We start from the raw sequence: 17,815 nt of genomic DNA on the forward strand, positions 1-17,815 counted from the left end.
TTATTTACTTTGCAACCTTAGTAAACATGAAAGTGGAGGGTAGATTCAGAACGGGAAAAATTAATTGTCTTTTTATCAATGTCAACGATATTTCTAAAAAATTGTTCGACGGTAAAAAGTTCGATAAAAATTACAAAGCATTTCATTTTGATTCTGTTGAAGAAGAATTAAATACCGACTTTTGTAAGGACAATAATATACAGTACATTATTGTTGAAGCATCCAGTGTGCGCTCCATATCCCAACAGCTTACCCACGAGTTGGTCGCTTCGAAATTCATGGGCGTTAAGGTTTTCGAAATCCACGACTTTTACGAATTGGTCAACCAAAGAGTTCCTTTGGTCAAATACAATACCAATACCTATTTGGCCGATGAAACCCTGTCTTTGGGAAATAAAACCGGATATCTTTTTCTCAAAAGATTCATCGATTTGCTCATTTCCATTCTTCTTATCCCTTTTGCTTTGCCACTCATTCTTTTAGGAGCTGTGCTTATTTGGATTTCCTCACCGGGAAAAGTCTTTTTTGTACAAGAGCGAGTAGGGAAAAACTCCAAACCTTTTAACATCTATAAGCTCAGAACCATGAAGCTGAAACACAGCGGCGGTTATACAGAAGCCAAAGATTCCCGAGTGTTGAAAATTGGTAAATGGCTCAGGCTGACCAAGATCGACGAGCTGCCGCAGATCCTTAACATTCTAAAAGGCGATATGTCTTTAATAGGACCACGGCCGGAAAGACCAGAGTTTGTAAGAATGGCCAACGACGAAAATGCCTACTTTGATCTTAGGCACATCATAAAACCCGGAGTTACCGGTTGGGCTCAGGTGCATTTGCCCAAAGCAACGCCCAAAGACAATCTGAAAAAATTAGAATACGACCTTTACTACATCAAGAACATGTCCATATTTTTAGATGTAGAAACCTTGTTGAAGACTGTAAAAGTCGTCGTAAAAATGAGCGGAAACTAAGTCTTCAGCTCGTTTTTTTATATTTGGTCAATTGCTTCCCTCAATCCCTCCATCACCCCTTCACTCCATCACCCCATCACTCCATCACTCCATCCCTTCATCAAAGTTCCGTCAACTACCGAAGGACATTCACTAAATCAAACTTTTTTTTAAATTTAACATTCCTAATACCGTGTTTTCAATAGAAAACCGTATTTTTGCCTGACTTCAAATTAAACTAATAAATTAAACTCATGAAACGACCAGCATTGAAGCCGATTTTCCTCGGTTTTTCTATACTTTTCGTGCTTTTTTCTTGCGCTTCCAAAAAAAATATTGTGTATTTTCAGGGAGATGCAAATCTCAACACCCTTTACGAAAACAACATTCCTAAAATTCAGGCAGACGATATCTTGGCGATCAATGTGACCGCTGTGGACATGAAGGCTGCAGCGCCTTTTAACCAATTGTCACAAACGGGTGCCGCAACTGCAAGTACTGCTAAAAATTATACCGTACAGCAAGACGGAAGCATTGATTTTCCAATACTCGGGAAACTTCAATTGGCTGGACTAACCCGTCAACAAGCAACCGACGAAATCAAAGAAAAACTCAACAAGTACATCGTAGATCCTGGAGTTAACATCAACTTTACCAATTTCAGAGTCTCCGTTTTGGGAGAAGTTGCAAGACCGGGTAACTTTACGCTGCCCACCGAAAGGGTAACCGTTCTAGAAGCCATCGCCATGGCTGGAGATCTTAGCATACAAGGGAAAAGAGAAAATGTCTTGGTGATCCGTGAAAAAAACGGACAAAAAACGACTTATACTTTGGACCTTACCAAAAAAGAAGTCTTGGATTCTCCTGCGTACTACCTGCAACAAAATGACTTGGTCTATGTAGAACCGAATAGAGCTCAGGTACAAAACTCCGTGGTCAACTATTCCATTTGGATTGGGGCCATCAGTATTGCCGTTTCGTTAATCGCCATCATCACCCGTTAATTTTTTTCATGGACAATCAGAATTTTTCTCAATACAACACCGAACAAGAAGAGGAAACCATTAATTTAAGAGAACTTTTAGAAAAATACATCGCCTATTGGAAATGGTTTTTGTTATCCATTTTCCTGTGTTTATCTTTAGCGTTTTTATATTTAAGATACGCCACAAAACAGTACAATGTTTCTGCACAGATCTTGTTGAAGGACAAAGATGCAGCTTCTCCAGAATTGGAAGCGATAAAAGATGCCGTAAGCTTCGGTTCCAAAGACAACGCCATGGTTACGGATCAATCCAAGATTCTAAAGTCCAGAAGATTGATGACCAAAGTCGTGGAAAAAAATGAGCTTAATGTACAGTACATCAACAAAGGAAGGATCAATACTTCAGAGGTTTCTAAATCCGAAAGCCCTGTTGTGTTTTCATTTCAAAATCCAAATGTTTTTCACGATGAAAAACTGAAAGGTTCTCTATTTTTGAAGTTGAGTAAGGAAGGCTATGAGATTTTAGACAAATCCTTCGTTCAGGAAGGAGAATACAGCTATGGGACACCGGTGAAATCGGACTTTGGTTTGTTTGTCATCAATAAAAACCCCAAAAAATTCTCAGGATCTCAATCTTTTGAAATCCATTTTCAGTCCATTAATTTTGCGGCAGATAAATTAAGAAATCAACTTCAGGTGGAAGCCGAGAAAGACGGTAAATCCAAAGTGGTCAACCTCTCTTTGATCAGCAACGATGTCAAAAAAGCAGAAGGGACCATCAACACCCTGATCGATGTGTACAATACCGATTTGCAGGAAGATAAAAATGTGATATCCAAAGCAACCGCCGACTTTATCAACAACCGTTTGAAGATTATTTCCAACGACCTTTCTGGAGTGGACAAGTCCATGGAAAGTTTCAAAACCAGCAATAAAATCAATGATTTGCAGGCAGAAGGCGGGTTGTACATGAACAATGCATTCCAAGTGGATAAAGATGTCGTTTCCCTAACGGCTCAATTGCAGATTGCCAACCAAATGATGTCCAACCTCAACCGATCCAAAGATGTGCTTTTGCCGGCAAATGTGGGCTTGGAAGATGTCAGCCTGAACTCCGGTATTGAAAGCTACAACCAATTGGTGCTGGAAAAACAAGACCTTAGCAAGTCCATGAAGGACGCCAATCCGGTGATGCAGGCGCTCAATGAAAACATTAGAGATGTAAAATCTTCTGTAAAAAATAATTTAAGATTATTTCAAAATACCCTTCAGACCAAATTGTCGGCGGTGGAGTCCAAAAAAGGAGAGTTGACTTCCAAGCTCAACAAGATGCCTCAGCAAGAGTTGGGTTTCAAAAAAATTGCCAGACAACAGCAAATTGTTGAAGCCATCTACCTTTTCTTGTTAGAGAAAAGAGAAGAAGCCGAGATCAAGGCATCGGCAAAAGTAGATGCCATAAAAATTGTGGATCTGGCGTACAGCAACGGCATCCCCGTAAGTCCTAAGAAAAACATCATCTACCTTGGAGCGTTCATCTTGGGGTTGGTCATTCCGGTCTCCATTCTGTATCTGCTCTTTATGCTGGATAATAAAGTGAAAAGTAGACTCGACATCAAAAAAATATACAAAGGACCCATCTTGGGAGATATTCCTTTGGCAGAAGTACCCAACTATGTCATTTCCAACAACGACCACTCTTCAGTAGCCGAATCGTTCAGGATATTGCGTGGGAATCTGCAGTTCATGATGCCACAGGTCGAAGGCTGCAAAACCATATTGCTAACCTCTACCATTCCCGGAGAGGGCAAGACATTTGCGTCCATCAATCTAGCGCAGATCATTTCCTTATCCAAAAAGAAAGTTTTACTGATAGGTGCCGATCTACGATCTCCAAAACTATTGGCATATATGGATTTGGATTCGTACAAATCTCAGATAGGTTTGTCCAACCTCTTGGCCGATGAACACTTGGATCCGTCCCAAACCATTATCAAAAATACCAAAGGATATGGATTTGACATCCTACACTCCGGGAGCATACCACCCAATCCTGCAGAATTGTTGATGACCGATCGATTGGAGCAACTGATCAACCAATGGAAGACTCAGTACGATTACATCATTCTCGATGCTCCTCCGGTTTCTTTGGTGGGCGATGCGCAGATCATTGCAAAACATACGGACATGACACTCTACATGACCCGTGTCAACCACATGGACAAACGAATGCTCTCCGTATTGGAAGAAGCCTATGAATCCCAAAAAATGAAAAACCTAGCCGTCATCATCAACGGGATCGACTATACCAAAGGATATGGATATGGATATGGATATGGACACCTGCACGAAAAAAACAAAAAGAAAGGCTTTTTAGGCCTTTGGTAAAAAAAAATATTTCAAAAAAAAACTAATGAAACAATACAAAATTGCAGTTATCGGCTTGGGTTATGTAGGATTGCCTTTGGCTAGATTGTTTGCTACAAAATACCCCACTGTGGGTTTTGACATCAACCAATCCAGAATTGCTGAACTGAACAGCGGAACCGACTCTACCTTAGAGGTAGAAGACGATGTTTTAAAAGCCGTCTTGGTCAAAGAAAACCCATTTTCTCACCCAGTCTCCCCATCACCTCATCACCTCATAACTTCATCACCCCATAACCCAGTCATCGGTCTTTATTGTTCTGCAAATTTAGAAGACATCAAAGAAGCGAATATATTCGTGGTAACCGTTCCTACACCGGTCGATAAAAACAACAGACCCGATCTTACTCCGCTCTACAAAGCGAGTGAAACCGTTGGTAAAGTCTTGAAAAAAGGCGACATCGTGATTTACGAATCCACGGTGTATCCGGGTGTAACCGAGGAAGAATGCATTCCGGTATTGGAAAAAGTATCCGGACTCAAGTTCAATGTAGATTTCTTTGCCGGCTATTCGCCAGAAAGGATTAATCCCGGAGATAAAGAACATACCGTAGAAAAAATTCTGAAAGTCACTTCAGGATCTACACCGGAAATAGGTGTTATAGTTGATGATTTGTACAAATCGGTGATCACTGCCGGAACGCATTTGGCTCCGACCATTAAAGTAGCCGAAGCCTCCAAAGTGATTGAAAACTCACAACGCGACATCAACATTGCTTTTGTAAATGAATTGGCAAAGATTTTTTCCTTGATGAACATCGATACCCATGCCGTATTGGAAGCAGCAGGAACCAAATGGAACTTCCTGCCCTTCAAGCCGGGATTGGTCGGTGGACATTGCATCGGGGTCGATCCTTTTTATTTGGCGCAGAAAGCGCAAGAGATAGGGTATTATTCCGAGCTCATCCTTACCGCCAGAAGAATGAACGACTCCATGGGTGCTTTTGTCGCTTCGCAGGTCGTAAAACTGATGATTGACAAGGACATCAAAATTAAAAAATCCAAAGTCCTGCTTTTGGGATTTGCCTTCAAAGAAAATTGTCCGGACATTAGAAATACCAAAGTGATTGATGTGGTCAACAGCCTCAAAGAATACGGAATGGAAATCACCATTCTCGATCCTTGGGCCAATCCAGCAGAAGTCATGCACGAATACGGCATCACCACCCACCAATCCCTACCAACCGACAACCAACAACCAACAACCGACAACCAATTCGATGCCCTCGTCCTGACCGTTGCTCACAAAGAATTTATGGATTTGGATTTGAATGCATTCTTAAAAGACGGCGGTGTGGTTTACGATGTGAAAGGGATTTTGAACCGTACGGACGGAAGATTGTAAAGCCTGGTTTTTTTTACCAAAAACCAAAAACTAAAAACCAAAAACTAATAAAAATAAAGCAAAGGATCATCCTTTCTTTATCTGAAAATTAAAAAGGATATGAAAATAACCGTAGTGGGAACCGGATATGTCGGTTTGTCCAATGCCGTATTACTCGCACAGCACCACGAAGTGGTGGCTTTGGATATCGTGGAGCAAAAAATCGCTTTGCTCAACCAGAAAATTTCACCCATCGAGGACAAGGAAATTGTGGATTTCTTGGCTCATAAAGAGCTGAATTTCACGGCGACTTTGGACAAGGAAATGGCCTATAAAAATGCCGACTTTGTTGTTGTAGCGACGCCGACAGACTACGATCCCAAAACCAATTATTTCAACACCCAATCCGTGGAAGCCGTGGTCCTGGAAGTGCAAAACTACAATCCACAGGCGGTCATCGTCATCAAATCGACCGTGCCGGTAGGCTTTACCCAAGATCTCAAAGACAGAACGGGGATACAAAACATTCTGTTCTCTCCGGAATTTCTCAGAGAGGGCAAAGCCTTGTACGACAATCTGCATCCCTCGCGCATCATCATCGGTGAGCAAAGCGAAAGAGCAGAAGTTTTTGCCAATTTGCTCAAAGAAGGGGCGATTAAAAAAGACATTCCCACCTTGTTCACCCAGTCCACAGAGGCCGAAGCCATAAAACTCTTTTCCAATACCTATTTGGCAATGCGCGTGGCGTATTTCAACGAGTTGGATTCCTATGCGCAAATCCACAACTTGGACAGCAAGCAAATCATAGAAGGCGTAGGACTGGATCCCAGAATTGGCAACCATTACAACAATCCGTCTTTTGGTTACGGCGGGTATTGCCTGCCCAAAGACACCAAGCAACTCTTGGCAAATTACGATGCCGTACCCAACAACATCATACAAGCCATTGTCGATGCCAACCGCACCCGAAAAGATTTTATTGCCGACACCATCATCGCCAAAAATCCTAAAAAAGTGGGCGTGTACCGCTTGATTATGAAATCCGGATCGGACAACTTCCGAGCCTCAGCCGTACAAGGCATCATGAAAAGGATCAAAGCCAAAGGTATTGAGGTTGTGGTCTATGAACCGGTAATGGAAGAAGATACATTCTTTGGGTCTCAAGTCATCAAAAGTTTGGAAGACTTCAAGAAACTTAGTGATGTAATTATCTCAAATAGAATGACTAATGATTTATCTGATGTGAAGGAAAAGGTTTATACAAGGGATTTATTTGGTAATGATTAAGGATAAAATTAATACTTTATTAAATCTAGACCCAAGAAGTAGAGTATTATATGGCAATATAATTGCTTCATTTGGTTTACGAATATTCAATATTTTAATCGGATTCATTTTAATACCATTATTGATCCATGTTCTTACTGACTATCAATATGGTATCTGGATTGCTTTAGCGAATATTATCAATTGGATAAATTATTTTGATATAGGTTTAGGAAATGGGTTGAAAAATAAATTAGGTGAAGCTTTTGCTAAAAGTAATTTTGACTTGGCTAAAGAGTACATTTCTACATCTTATATAATTTTAATTTGTATAAGTTCAATTGTATATGTATTATTTTATGTCAGCTCATACTATATTGATTTTTATACTTTATTCAATATTGATCCAAGTAATTTGGATTCATTATTTCTCTTATTAAATATTTTAGTATTAGGTACTTTGTTCAACTTTGTTACTAAAATAATTGATAATATCTTAATGGCAAAAAGTAAAACCGCACTTACGACTTTTAAGTTTTCTTTATCTCAATTATTTACATTGATATATATTTATGTATTATCTTTTTATAATACGCAAAATACTTTATTATTATCTGTTTTAGGTTTAACTTTATTTCCAGTTATATTCAATGTTGTATTTAGCATATTCTATTTTTCAAATGATTTTAATAGCATTAAACCTAGTCTAAACTCTTTTAAGAGACAACATATTAATTCATTATTCGGATTAGGTAGCAAATTTTTTATTATACAGATTGGCGTACTTGTAATGTTTCAATCACAGACATTTTTTATTCTGAAATTATTAGGAGCTACTGATGTTACACAATTTAGCGTAGCGTATAAGTTTTATACAATATTATATATGCTTCTTTCTATCTTAATGGTTCCGTTTTGGAGTTCAATTATAGAAGCATATCATAAACAAGATATGCAGTGGATAATAAAAAAATTAAAAGAAGTCTTCGTTATCTACATTCTATTAGGAGTTTCAACAACATTGATACTTGTGTTTTTTGGAGATGTATTAATTAAATTTTGGTTAGGAAAGGATTTTTTCATTGAGCCTAATCTTAAGATGACATTGATTATTTATTCATTAATACTCTCTGGATTAACAATTGCAATGAACGTCATCAATGGTATTGGTAAATTAAATATTCAGTTGATATTATATATCATATGCTCAATTGTGAACCTACCTTTGTCTTATTATTTAACATTGAAATATGGTGTATCTGGAGTAGTAATTGCTTCAATATTATTGTTTTGTATTATGAATTTGTTTCTTTGGAAACAGGTGTTTTTATTAGTAAATGGAAAGTCATATGGGTTATGGGATAAATAAATTGATTGTAGAGTTCTTTACAACTGGACATCATCCTGTTTTTGTTCAGTATGTTGTTAATTACTTGATAAATAATACGGATAACACTCAGTATATATTCCTATTAAACGAGAAATACAAACCACTATATAATGAATTACGAATACAAAATGTTAAATTTGAGTTTGTAAAGCAAATTGAGGTCGATAAATTAAATGGAGCGAGTGTATTTAGAAAGAGTTTGAATTTTTCAAATTATGTTCATAATTATGCATTAAAGAATAATGTTTCAGATGTTATTTTGCTTGACATGAATATCTTTCAATTAGGATTGATATTCAAAACTAAAATACTCTATAGAGGAATAATTTTTTCTCAGTTCTTTAGACAAGATAAATCAAAATCTTTAAAAAATAGAATAAGATTTTTCAAAAGATATACTTTAATAAAGTTACTTGTAAGAAATAGATTTATTAAAAATATCTATTTTTTAAATGACAATAATGGAGTTCAAGATGCTAACAATCTATTGAAGACAAATAAACTGATTTCGATTAGTGATCCCGTTGAGGAGTTTGATCCTAGTATTATTACAGAATTAAGAACGGTTTACCAGATACCTACTGACCATAAAATATTTTTGCACTATGGTTCAATGGATTATAGAAAGGGTTCTTTACTGATTTTACAAGCTTTGTTAGATATTAATGATCAATTATATAATAATGTAACATTAATTTATGCAGGCAAAAGTAATAAACCACAATTGAATCAAGATATCGTTAATTGCATTAATGAACTGTCAAAAAAGGGTTTAAATATAGTTTTTATAAATGATTATATAGATAAAAGTTTAACACAGTCTCTTTTCACAGTTGCGGATTATTGCCTATGTCCTTACTCATCCACTGAAGCATCCAGTGGCTGTGTAGGTTTATCCATTGCATCGAATACCATCATTATTGGTCCGGAAGAAGGGTTGTTAGGTGAAATTATTAAAGAATCAGGAATTGGAATTGTAATTCAGGATATAGACAAAATGAAGTTGACTAAATTATTTATAGAGTTGTTTAGTAAACAAAAGCCAAGTCTTATATCTAAAATAGATATTAAATCTAGATCGCCATACGTTTTTGCTAAAGAACTATTGAAATAAAATCTCCTATAATGAATATAAAACTCGAATTTATAAGACGATTGTTTATAATGTACATGAATTTTTTCATGTTCTCAGGTTATTACTTAGGTTTGGCTCTCATTCTGACGACTGGAAATGTTGAATTGTCAAAATTTTACTCCTTACCTGTTCGAGTGTTACAGCTAGTAATAGCAATAATTACAATAATACATTTAAATGGACTACGTTTTAAAATTAGGCAAACAGACTTCTATGTTTTTTTGTTTTTTATATTTTATTTATTAAAGGTTTTATATACAGAGATGATAACTGATAAAATACCTCTTCATAATCTCTGGTACTATTATATATTTTACTTTTTGTTTTTTAATTATTCAGTATATATTTTCTTTAGGAATATAAATGTCAAAAAATACCTCCACCTTATTGTAAAAACACAATTAATTGCAGGCTTTTTAATGGCTTTGGTTGTTATAATATTTTATAGGGATATATTATTTGCAGGAGAAGGAGGCAGATTTGGAGCTAATATAGAGGGTAATGATGATGTGATTCTTAGTCCATTAGCTATTTCTTATGCTGGTGCACTAAATATAAGTCTTTTAATTCCTTATCTATCGTATAACTTCAAGAACTTGAATATCATAAATAAAATTATTCATGTAGTCAATTTCTTGTTATCAATGTTTTTGTTTGTACTAGGGTCAACTAGAGGAGCCCTAGTTGTAGTCATATTGTCTGTAATATTGTTCATTTTTTCACAAACAGGATTTAAGAAGGTTAAATATGTATTGTTAATGATTCCAATAATTCCACTATTTTATTTTTTTTTAGAGTTTACAGGAAGTTCCTTATTAGATAGGATAAATAGGACAATTGAAAATCAAGATATGAGTGGAAGAGATAGATTATGGAACGAAGCTATAAATGAATTTTTGAAATATCCTATTTTTGGTGGAAAGATAGAAGTTTCTGGTTTTTATCCACATAATATAATATTGGAGATTTTAATGGGTACAGGTATTGTTGGAGCCGCCCTATTTATATTAATATTGATTTCTACTTTTACAAAGAATAGAATTAATAGGGATACAATATTTTTATATATCATTTTTGCAAACGGGTTTTTTCAGTATATGTTCTCAGGTAGTATATATACTGCAATTATTATGTTTTCAGCTATTGGATTATTAAGTGGATACAAAATAAATATGGAAAATGGAAAGTAATATTGCATTCGTCTTGAACTATGCACCTCATTATAGAGAATTTATTTTAAAAAAAATAGATCAAGAGTTAAATGCTGATTTATATTTTGGGAACATACCGAATTCTTCAATTAAGAAACTTGACTTAAAGGAGCTTTCCAACTTTAAGAAAGAGTTTCGTACACTCTCGTTTGGTCCTTTCTTGTGGTATGTTGGTGTGTTGAAATTGTTGTTGATGCCATACAAAAACTATGTTATTACAGGCGACTTAAAAATTCTACCGAACTGGTTTATTTTAATCTATTGTAAGCTTACTGGTAAAAAAACTTACCTTTGGACACACGGTTGGTATGGTCGTGAAAAAACATATCAGAAGCTAATTAAAAAAGCTTTTTATAAAATGGCAAGTGGGGTTTTACTTTACGGCGATTATGCAAAGTCGTTGATGATAAAAGAAGGTTTTTCGGAAAAAAAATTAATCCCAATCTACAACTCGTTGGATTATGATCTTCAATTAAAAGTTCGTCATTCATTATCTGTTTCCTCGATTTATCGCAACCATTTCGGAAATAATCATCCGGTAGTCATATTTATAGGTAGGATTCAGAAAGCAAAAAAAATAGATATGCTATTAGAAGCTGTGAAGAAACTAAGGGATGAAGGTGTATTGGTTAATGTCGTATTACTTGGTGATGTGGTACAAGAATTTGATATTCAATCATTAATAGATAAATTTGAATTGAAAAATCAAGTTTGGCTCTATGGTGCATCTTATGATGAAAAAATCAATGGGGAGTTGTTGTATAATGCGGCAATGTGTGTTTCGCCCGGCAATGTGGGCTTAACAGCAATACACAGTCTTATGTATGGTACTCCGGTAATTACCCATAATAATTATCCTAATCAAATGCCTGAATTTGAAACAATACAAGAGGGGGTAAACGGTAGTTTTTTCAAAGAAAATGATATAGATGATATGGCAGATAAAATTCGTTATCTGCTTCAACACCCCTTAAAGAAAGAAGATTGTTGGCGAATTATTGATGAGAAATGGAATCCTGAATATCAAATAAAAACGATAAGAAATACATTAAATGATAATAGCCATTGATGCAAGCAACATCCGCGCAGGCGGTGGACTTACACACCTGAAAGAGATAGTAAACCGGGCAGACTTGGGCGACAACGGTATTGAAAAAATAGTGTTGCTATCCAATCAGCATACTTTGGATAAAATATCTAGCCGTGCCGGTATCGTAAAGCTCTCGGACAAATGGTTGAATCGAGGGATGCTGTTTTCTTTCCTGTTTCAGATATTTAAGATGAATGGGGTGCTGAAATCCAATCGGGTCGATTTGCTGTTCGTACCGGGTGGTACTTATTTTGGTGGTTTCAAACCAATAGTTTCTATGAGCCAGAATATGTTACCTTTCGAAAGAGATGAAAGTAATCGTTTCCAGAGTTGGAGAACAAAACTGCGTTTTAAAATTTTGGCAAAAACACAGTCACATACTTTCAAAAAATCTAAAGCAGTGATTTATTTGACCAATTACGCCAAAGAATCCATTCAATCCAAGTTAGCTCTGGAAAATAAATCTGAAATCATATCACATGGTATTAATCTAAATTTTCAACAATTGCCTAAAATTCAAAGATCGATAAGTGAATATACATTTGAGCAACCTTTCAATTTTTTATATGTATCGATTGTTACTGCATATAAGCATCAGTGGAATGTGGCAGAAGCAATATTGCGTTTAAGAAAAGAAGGGTATCCGATAAAGCTGCAATTGGTTGGGAGTTCTACACCAGAGTCTTTGGAGAAATTAAATGCTGTTATCAAGAAAGATGAGTTTGCTTGCATTGATTACAAAGGATTGATAGATTACGACCAATTGGATAAAATCTACAAACAAGCAGATGGTTTTGTATTTGCATCTTCATGTGAAAATCAACCGATAATTTTAATAGAAGCCATGTCGGCGGGTTTGCCCATCGCTTGTTCTGATATGGGACCCATGCCGGAAGTATTGAATGATGCTGGATTTTATTTTAATCCGTTGGATGTAGATTCAATTTATTGTACATTGAAAAATTTTCTTGAAAATAAGGAAGTCAGACAAATAAATGCTGAAAAAGCGTATAACAGTATTATGAATTATACCTGGAAAGATTGCTCAGAAAAAACATTTGAACTTTTGTCTAGTTTTAAAGATAAATAACCTTAAACATGAAAGTATATTTTTAGAAGAGATCAAAATAAATTAATCATATATTACCATTCATTAATTAACCAACCATGCAAATAAAAAACAAAACCTTACTGATTACCGGTGGTGCCGGATCTTAATCGTTACCCATAAATCCTAAATTGTAAAATATATTTTACGGTTATAACCACAAAAGTAAAGTAATAATAAAAAAACTTTATGGCTGTAACCCTAAAAAACAACAAGTATATGAGAGTTTTTTTGTAGATATTCATTAATGGTCAATTTATAAATTCGTAAAAACAATGTATCTTTAAAGAATTTAGCAAACGAGGTAAAACATCTCTACATTACAGATTTTTTATTGAATAAAAATATTTAGACCAGTTTGTAAGTATATAAAAAACAACATAAACTTTATCTTTGAAAATTAACAAAAATAAACCATGCAAATAAAAAACAAAACCTTACTGATTACCGGTGGTACTGAGAATCTTTATATTAATCAATTCCACCATAAATAATATATAGATATGAGAAAAGAACTTGGCATTACGAAAGAACAATATAACACCATATTAACTCAAGCGAAAGAACAAATTCTTATCTCTAGAAGGATTATAGCCCAACACATCAATAGTAATGTTCAATCGGTGTATTGGAAGTTAGGTCAGCTATTATCCGAAAAGCAACTATCAGAAGGCTATGGAGGTGGCGTTGTACAACAGCTTTCTACAGATTTGAAAGCAGAGTTTCCGGAAATGGGTCTTTCTCCTAGGAATTTATGGAATATGAAACGCTTCTATGAAAGATATTTCCAAGCAGGCCCAAAACTGCTACAGCTTGTAGCAGTTTTGCCTTGGGGACATAATTTGTTACTGATGGATAAACTAAATTCTCACGAAATGGTTATATATTATGCAAACGAAACCATAACAAAAGGTTGGTCAAGAGATATGTTACATCAAGCCATAAAAATGGATTCGTATAGCCAAGTAAAAAAAAATATTAAATCCAATAACTTCGAATTAACTTTACAAAACACACATGCAACCTTCGCTAATGAGGTTTTTAGAAGCTCTTATAATTTAGGTTTTCTAGGAATAACCGAGCCTGTTAAAGAATTGGAGCTAGAAAATAGATTGATTAGCAAAATTAGAAACTTTATTCTAGAGCTAGGAAAAGGTTTTTCATTTATTGGTAACCAATACCGTTTGGAATACAATGCTAAAGAATATTTTGTAGATATGCTTTTTTATCACAGAAAATTACAGTGTTTAGTTGCTATAGAATTAAAAATAGGAAGTTTCAAGGCAGAGTATGTTGGGAAAATGAATTTATATTTATCACTACTTGACAAATTGGAGAAAGCAGAAAATGAAAACCAATCTATCGGAATTATCTTGTGTGCAGAACATGACCATCTGGATGTAGAAATAGCTTTACAGGATATCAATAAGCCTATCGGTGTGGCAGAATATCAATTATTAATTCCAAAAGAAAAACTACAAACTTTGGTGCTAAGTGAGTTGAATAAAAATCCATAAAAATAGTATAATAATAGCTGATAAAATATACAAAAACCAACTATGCAAATAAAAAATAAAACCTTACTGATTACCGGTGGTACCGGATCTTTTGGGACAGCGGTACTTAACCGTTTTTTACAAACCGACCATTTTTCGGAAATCCGTATTTTCTCCAGAGACGAGAAAAAACAAGACGATATGCGTAACCTCTACAAAAACGATAAAATAAAATACTACATCGGCGATGTTAGAGATTTCGATTCTGTAGAACCTGCAACCCGTGGGGTAGATTATATCTTTCATGCTGCTGCCCTGAAACAAGTACCGTCTTGCGAATTTTTCCCCATGCAAGCCGTGAAAACCAATGTAGAAGGGACGCAAAATGTTATAAAAGCAGCCGCTAAAAATGGGGTACAAAAAGTAATCTGCCTTTCTACCGACAAAGCAGCGTATCCCATCAATGCCATGGGGATTTCCAAAGCCATGATGGAAAAAGTTGCCGTTGCCGAAGCCAGAAACCTAAAAGATACTGTGGTCTGTTTGACAAGATATGGAAATGTAATGGCATCCAGAGGTTCGGTAATTCCTTTGTTCCTCAACCAAATCCAAAAAGGTGAACCCATCACCATTACAGATCCCAACATGTCCAGATTTTTCATGTCCTTGGACGATGCGGTGGACTTGGTACTGTTCGCATTTGAAAATGCACAACCCGGCGATTTGTTTGTGAACAAAGCTCCGGCAGGATCTATTGGCGATTTGGCAAAAGCCCTAATAGAACTCACAAGCAAGGAGGTTCCCGTAAAAATTATCGGTACGCGCCATGGTGAAAAACTCTACGAAACGCTCTGCACGCGCGAAGAAATGATGAAGGCTGAAGACATGGGCGATTTCTACCGTATCCCTGCTGATAATAGAGATTTGAACTATGCCAAATTTTTCTCGGAAGGGGAAGAAGATGTTTCAAAAATAGAAGATTACCACTCGCACAACACCCAACAACAAGGTGTAGAAGGATTGAAAAAATTGATTTCTTCCTTACCGCTTATCAGAAAAGAAGTTTTTGGAGAGGAAGTGATGCAGTATCCGTATTAGGGATTAGGGATTAGGGATTAGGGACTGGGAATTAGGGACTAGGGACTAGGGACTAGGGACTAGGGGTTACGAATCCATAAAATAATTATTTTATGCAAATACATAAGGATTTAGAAGTTTGGCAAAAAGGGATTTCATTTGTTACAGATATTTATCAAGTAACAAATAATTTTCCTAAAGAAGAGTTGTATGGTTTAACTAACCAAATTCGTCGTGCTGCCGTTTCTATTCCAAGTAATATTGCTGAAGGTTCAGCTCGCCAATCCAACAAAGAATTCATTCAATTTTTATATATTGCTTTAGGAAGTTTGATGGAAGTGGAAACACAATTAATTATTTCTAAAAATTTATTTTACATTCCTGAAGATATTTTCACAACTACGCAATTAAAAATAAATGAATTAGGAAAAATGCTAAATGGTTTAATCAAGTATCGTAAATCTAAATTATAATGTCAAATCCCCAATCCCCAATCCCCGATCTCCAATCTCTAGTTCCAAGTTCCCAATATCTGAATGGAAATCGACACGAAGACGAAAGAGGGGTCATTACTTTCAATAATGATTTTGATGCTTCAAAAATCAAGCGTATTTATACCATAGAAAATCATTCTACGGAATTTGTTCGAGGTTGGCAAGGACATCAAGTCGAGCAACGGTGGTTTGCTGCAATGTATGGGAGATTTGAAATTTCTGTAATCGAAGTGGATAATTTTGAAAACCCGTCTAAAGATTTAACAATTCAGCAATATATTTTGACTGATGAAACCTTATCATATCTTCATGTTCCTGCTGGATGCATCACCGCAATTCGGGCAATAGATCCGGATAGCAAACTTTTAGTTTTATCGGATTATGCCTTAGGAGAAATACACGATGAATATCGTTTTCCAATTGATTATTTTAATAGAAATTAGAAACTAGAGATTAGAAATTAGAAACTTGAAACAAGAGATTTGGGACTAGAGATTAGAGATTAGAGATTAGAGATTAGAAACTTGAAACTAGAGATTTGAAACTAGAGATTTGGGACTAGAGATTAGAGATTAGAAACTGGAAATTAGAGATCCTGATCTCAAGTCCCCAATCCCCAATCTCTAATCCCCAATAACCAATAACCAATAACCAATAACCAATAACCAATGACCAATAACCAATCACCAATCACCAATCGCCAATCACTAAAAAAGATTGGAATTACAGGACAAAATGGTTTTGTTGGAAGTCATTTGTATCATACTTTAGGATTATTTCCTGAAGAATTTGAGCGAATTGATTTTCAAAAAGAATTTTTTGATGATGAAACCAAATTAGACAATTTTGTTTCACAATGCAATGTAATTGTCCATTTAGCAGCAATGAATCGTCATGAATCCGAACAGTTTATTTATGATACCAATGTGGCTTTAGCGAATAATTTGGTTGAATCTTTAAAAAGAACCAATTCTAAAGCGCATGTTTTGATGTCTTCATCTACACAAGAAGAACGCGATAATTTATACGGGAAATCTAAGAAAGAAGGTCGCGTAGCAATAGTAAATTGGGCAAAAGAAAATGGAGGGAAAGCAACGGGACTGATTATTCCAAATGTTTTTGGTGCTTTTGGCAAACCCTTTTATAATTCTTTTATTGCAACATTTTGCTATCAATTAACCCATGGTGAAACGCCAACGATCGCAAATGATGGTGAAGTAAAATTGATATATGTTCAGGAATTGGTTTATAAAATCATAGACGAAATTCGTTCAGAAAAAAGTCAGCCCGAATTGTTTGTTGAACCTACTTCAACAAAAAAAGTATCGGAAGTTTTAGCACTTTTAAATGAATATAAAACGAAATATTTTGACGGTGGCGAAATCCCCGTTTTAAATTCAAATTTCGAACATAATTTATTTAATACCTATCGTTCGTATATAGATAATAAAACGCATTACCCTGTAAAATTCACACAACACACCGATCCAAGAGGTGCTTTTGTGGAGGTTATTCGTCTAGGTATTGGCGGACAGTGTTCGTTCTCAACAACAGTGCCGGGAATTACAAGAGGAAATCACTATCACACGCGTAAAATAGAACGATTTGCAGTAATCAAAGGAAAAGCTTTGATACAGCTAAGAAAAATTGGTACAGACGAGGTTTTAGATTTCTATTTAGAGGGTACTGAACCAGCGTATGTAGATATGCCAATTTGGTACACCCACAATATAAAAAATATAGGCGAAGAAGACTTATATACCATTTTTTGGATAGACGAACCTTTTAATCCTGAAGATGCAGATACTTTTTTTGAAGTGGTGTAAATTTAGGGATTAGAGAGTTGTAACTTGTAACTATAAATA

Annotated in this window: 15 protein-coding genes; all 15 read left to right on the forward strand. The window is 35.5% G+C overall.

All coding sequences use genetic code 11. The features are described 5' to 3' along the window. The first annotated feature begins 26 nt into the window (after positions 1 to 26). The 15 genes from H9Q20_RS09855 (at position 27) to H9Q20_RS09925 (ending at position 17,776) form a co-directional block, all read left to right on the forward strand. Positions 27 to 971 carry a sugar transferase gene (locus H9Q20_RS09855; RefSeq protein ID WP_124640035.1) on the forward strand — a complete coding sequence of 315 codons (945 nt, stop codon included), beginning with the start codon at positions 27 to 29 and terminating at the stop codon, positions 969 to 971. A gap of 233 nt (positions 972 to 1,204) precedes the next feature. Next, positions 1,205 to 1,954 carry a polysaccharide biosynthesis/export family protein gene (locus H9Q20_RS09860; RefSeq protein WP_124640033.1) on the forward strand — a complete coding sequence of 250 codons (750 nt, stop codon included), beginning with the start codon at positions 1,205 to 1,207 and terminating at the stop codon, positions 1,952 to 1,954. Positions 1,955 to 1,962: 8 nt separating this feature from the next. Next, positions 1,963 to 4,320: a GumC family protein gene (locus H9Q20_RS09865; protein ID WP_187477619.1), complete on the forward strand. Its 2,358-nt coding sequence runs from the start codon at positions 1,963 to 1,965 to the stop codon at positions 4,318 to 4,320. 25 nt (positions 4,321 to 4,345) lie between these two features. After that, on the forward strand, positions 4,346 to 5,704 hold the full coding sequence (locus H9Q20_RS09870) for a nucleotide sugar dehydrogenase (protein ID WP_187477620.1): 1,359 nt from the start codon (positions 4,346 to 4,348) through the stop codon (positions 5,702 to 5,704). A 99-nt stretch (positions 5,705 to 5,803) separates the two neighbouring features. Further along, on the forward strand, positions 5,804 to 6,970 hold the full coding sequence (locus H9Q20_RS09875) for a nucleotide sugar dehydrogenase (protein ID WP_187477621.1): 1,167 nt from the start codon (positions 5,804 to 5,806) through the stop codon (positions 6,968 to 6,970). Beyond that, positions 6,963 to 8,318: a lipopolysaccharide biosynthesis protein gene (locus H9Q20_RS09880; protein ID WP_187477622.1), complete on the forward strand. Its 1,356-nt coding sequence runs from the start codon at positions 6,963 to 6,965 to the stop codon at positions 8,316 to 8,318. Before H9Q20_RS09875 ends, H9Q20_RS09880 begins: the two co-directional genes overlap by 8 nt. Then, positions 8,287 to 9,453 carry a glycosyltransferase gene (locus tag H9Q20_RS09885; protein ID WP_187477623.1) on the forward strand — a complete coding sequence of 389 codons (1,167 nt, stop codon included), beginning with the start codon at positions 8,287 to 8,289 and terminating at the stop codon, positions 9,451 to 9,453. Before H9Q20_RS09880 ends, H9Q20_RS09885 begins: the two co-directional genes overlap by 32 nt. Positions 9,454 to 9,464: 11 nt before the next feature. After that, positions 9,465 to 10,664, forward strand: coding sequence for an O-antigen ligase family protein (locus H9Q20_RS09890; protein WP_187477624.1), 1,200 nt, complete (start codon positions 9,465 to 9,467; stop codon positions 10,662 to 10,664). Next, positions 10,654 to 11,754: a glycosyltransferase gene (locus tag H9Q20_RS09895; RefSeq protein WP_187477625.1), complete on the forward strand. Its 1,101-nt coding sequence runs from the start codon at positions 10,654 to 10,656 to the stop codon at positions 11,752 to 11,754. The genes H9Q20_RS09890 and H9Q20_RS09895 overlap by 11 nt, the downstream gene beginning before the upstream one ends. Continuing rightward, positions 11,738 to 12,865, forward strand: coding sequence for a glycosyltransferase family 4 protein (locus H9Q20_RS09900; protein WP_187477626.1), 1,128 nt, complete (start codon positions 11,738 to 11,740; stop codon positions 12,863 to 12,865). Before H9Q20_RS09895 ends, H9Q20_RS09900 begins: the two co-directional genes overlap by 17 nt. Before the next feature lie 521 nt (positions 12,866 to 13,386). Continuing rightward, positions 13,387 to 14,400 (forward strand): YhcG family protein, encoded by a 1,014-nt coding sequence (locus tag H9Q20_RS09905; RefSeq protein WP_187477627.1) that lies wholly within the window; start codon positions 13,387 to 13,389, stop codon positions 14,398 to 14,400. Positions 14,401 to 14,442: 42 nt separating this feature from the next. Continuing rightward, on the forward strand, positions 14,443 to 15,477 hold the full coding sequence (locus H9Q20_RS09910; RefSeq protein ID WP_187477628.1) for a polysaccharide biosynthesis protein: 1,035 nt from the start codon (positions 14,443 to 14,445) through the stop codon (positions 15,475 to 15,477). A 92-nt stretch (positions 15,478 to 15,569) separates the two neighbouring features. Further along, positions 15,570 to 15,929: a four helix bundle protein gene (locus tag H9Q20_RS09915; RefSeq protein WP_187477629.1), complete on the forward strand. Its 360-nt coding sequence runs from the start codon at positions 15,570 to 15,572 to the stop codon at positions 15,927 to 15,929. Next, positions 15,929 to 16,393: a WxcM-like domain-containing protein gene (locus tag H9Q20_RS09920; protein WP_187477630.1), complete on the forward strand. Its 465-nt coding sequence runs from the start codon at positions 15,929 to 15,931 to the stop codon at positions 16,391 to 16,393. The genes H9Q20_RS09915 and H9Q20_RS09920 overlap by 1 nt, the downstream gene beginning before the upstream one ends. Positions 16,394 to 16,618: 225 nt before the next feature. After that, entirely contained in the window at positions 16,619 to 17,776 is a 1,158-nt protein-coding gene (locus H9Q20_RS09925; protein ID WP_187477631.1) for an NAD-dependent epimerase/dehydratase family protein, read from the forward strand. The last annotated feature ends 39 nt before the right edge of the window (positions 17,777 to 17,815 follow it).

The sequence above is a fragment of the Amniculibacterium sp. G2-70 genome, from assembly GCF_014353055.1.
Taxonomy (GTDB): domain Bacteria; phylum Bacteroidota; class Bacteroidia; order Flavobacteriales; family Weeksellaceae; genus Amniculibacterium; species Amniculibacterium aquaticum.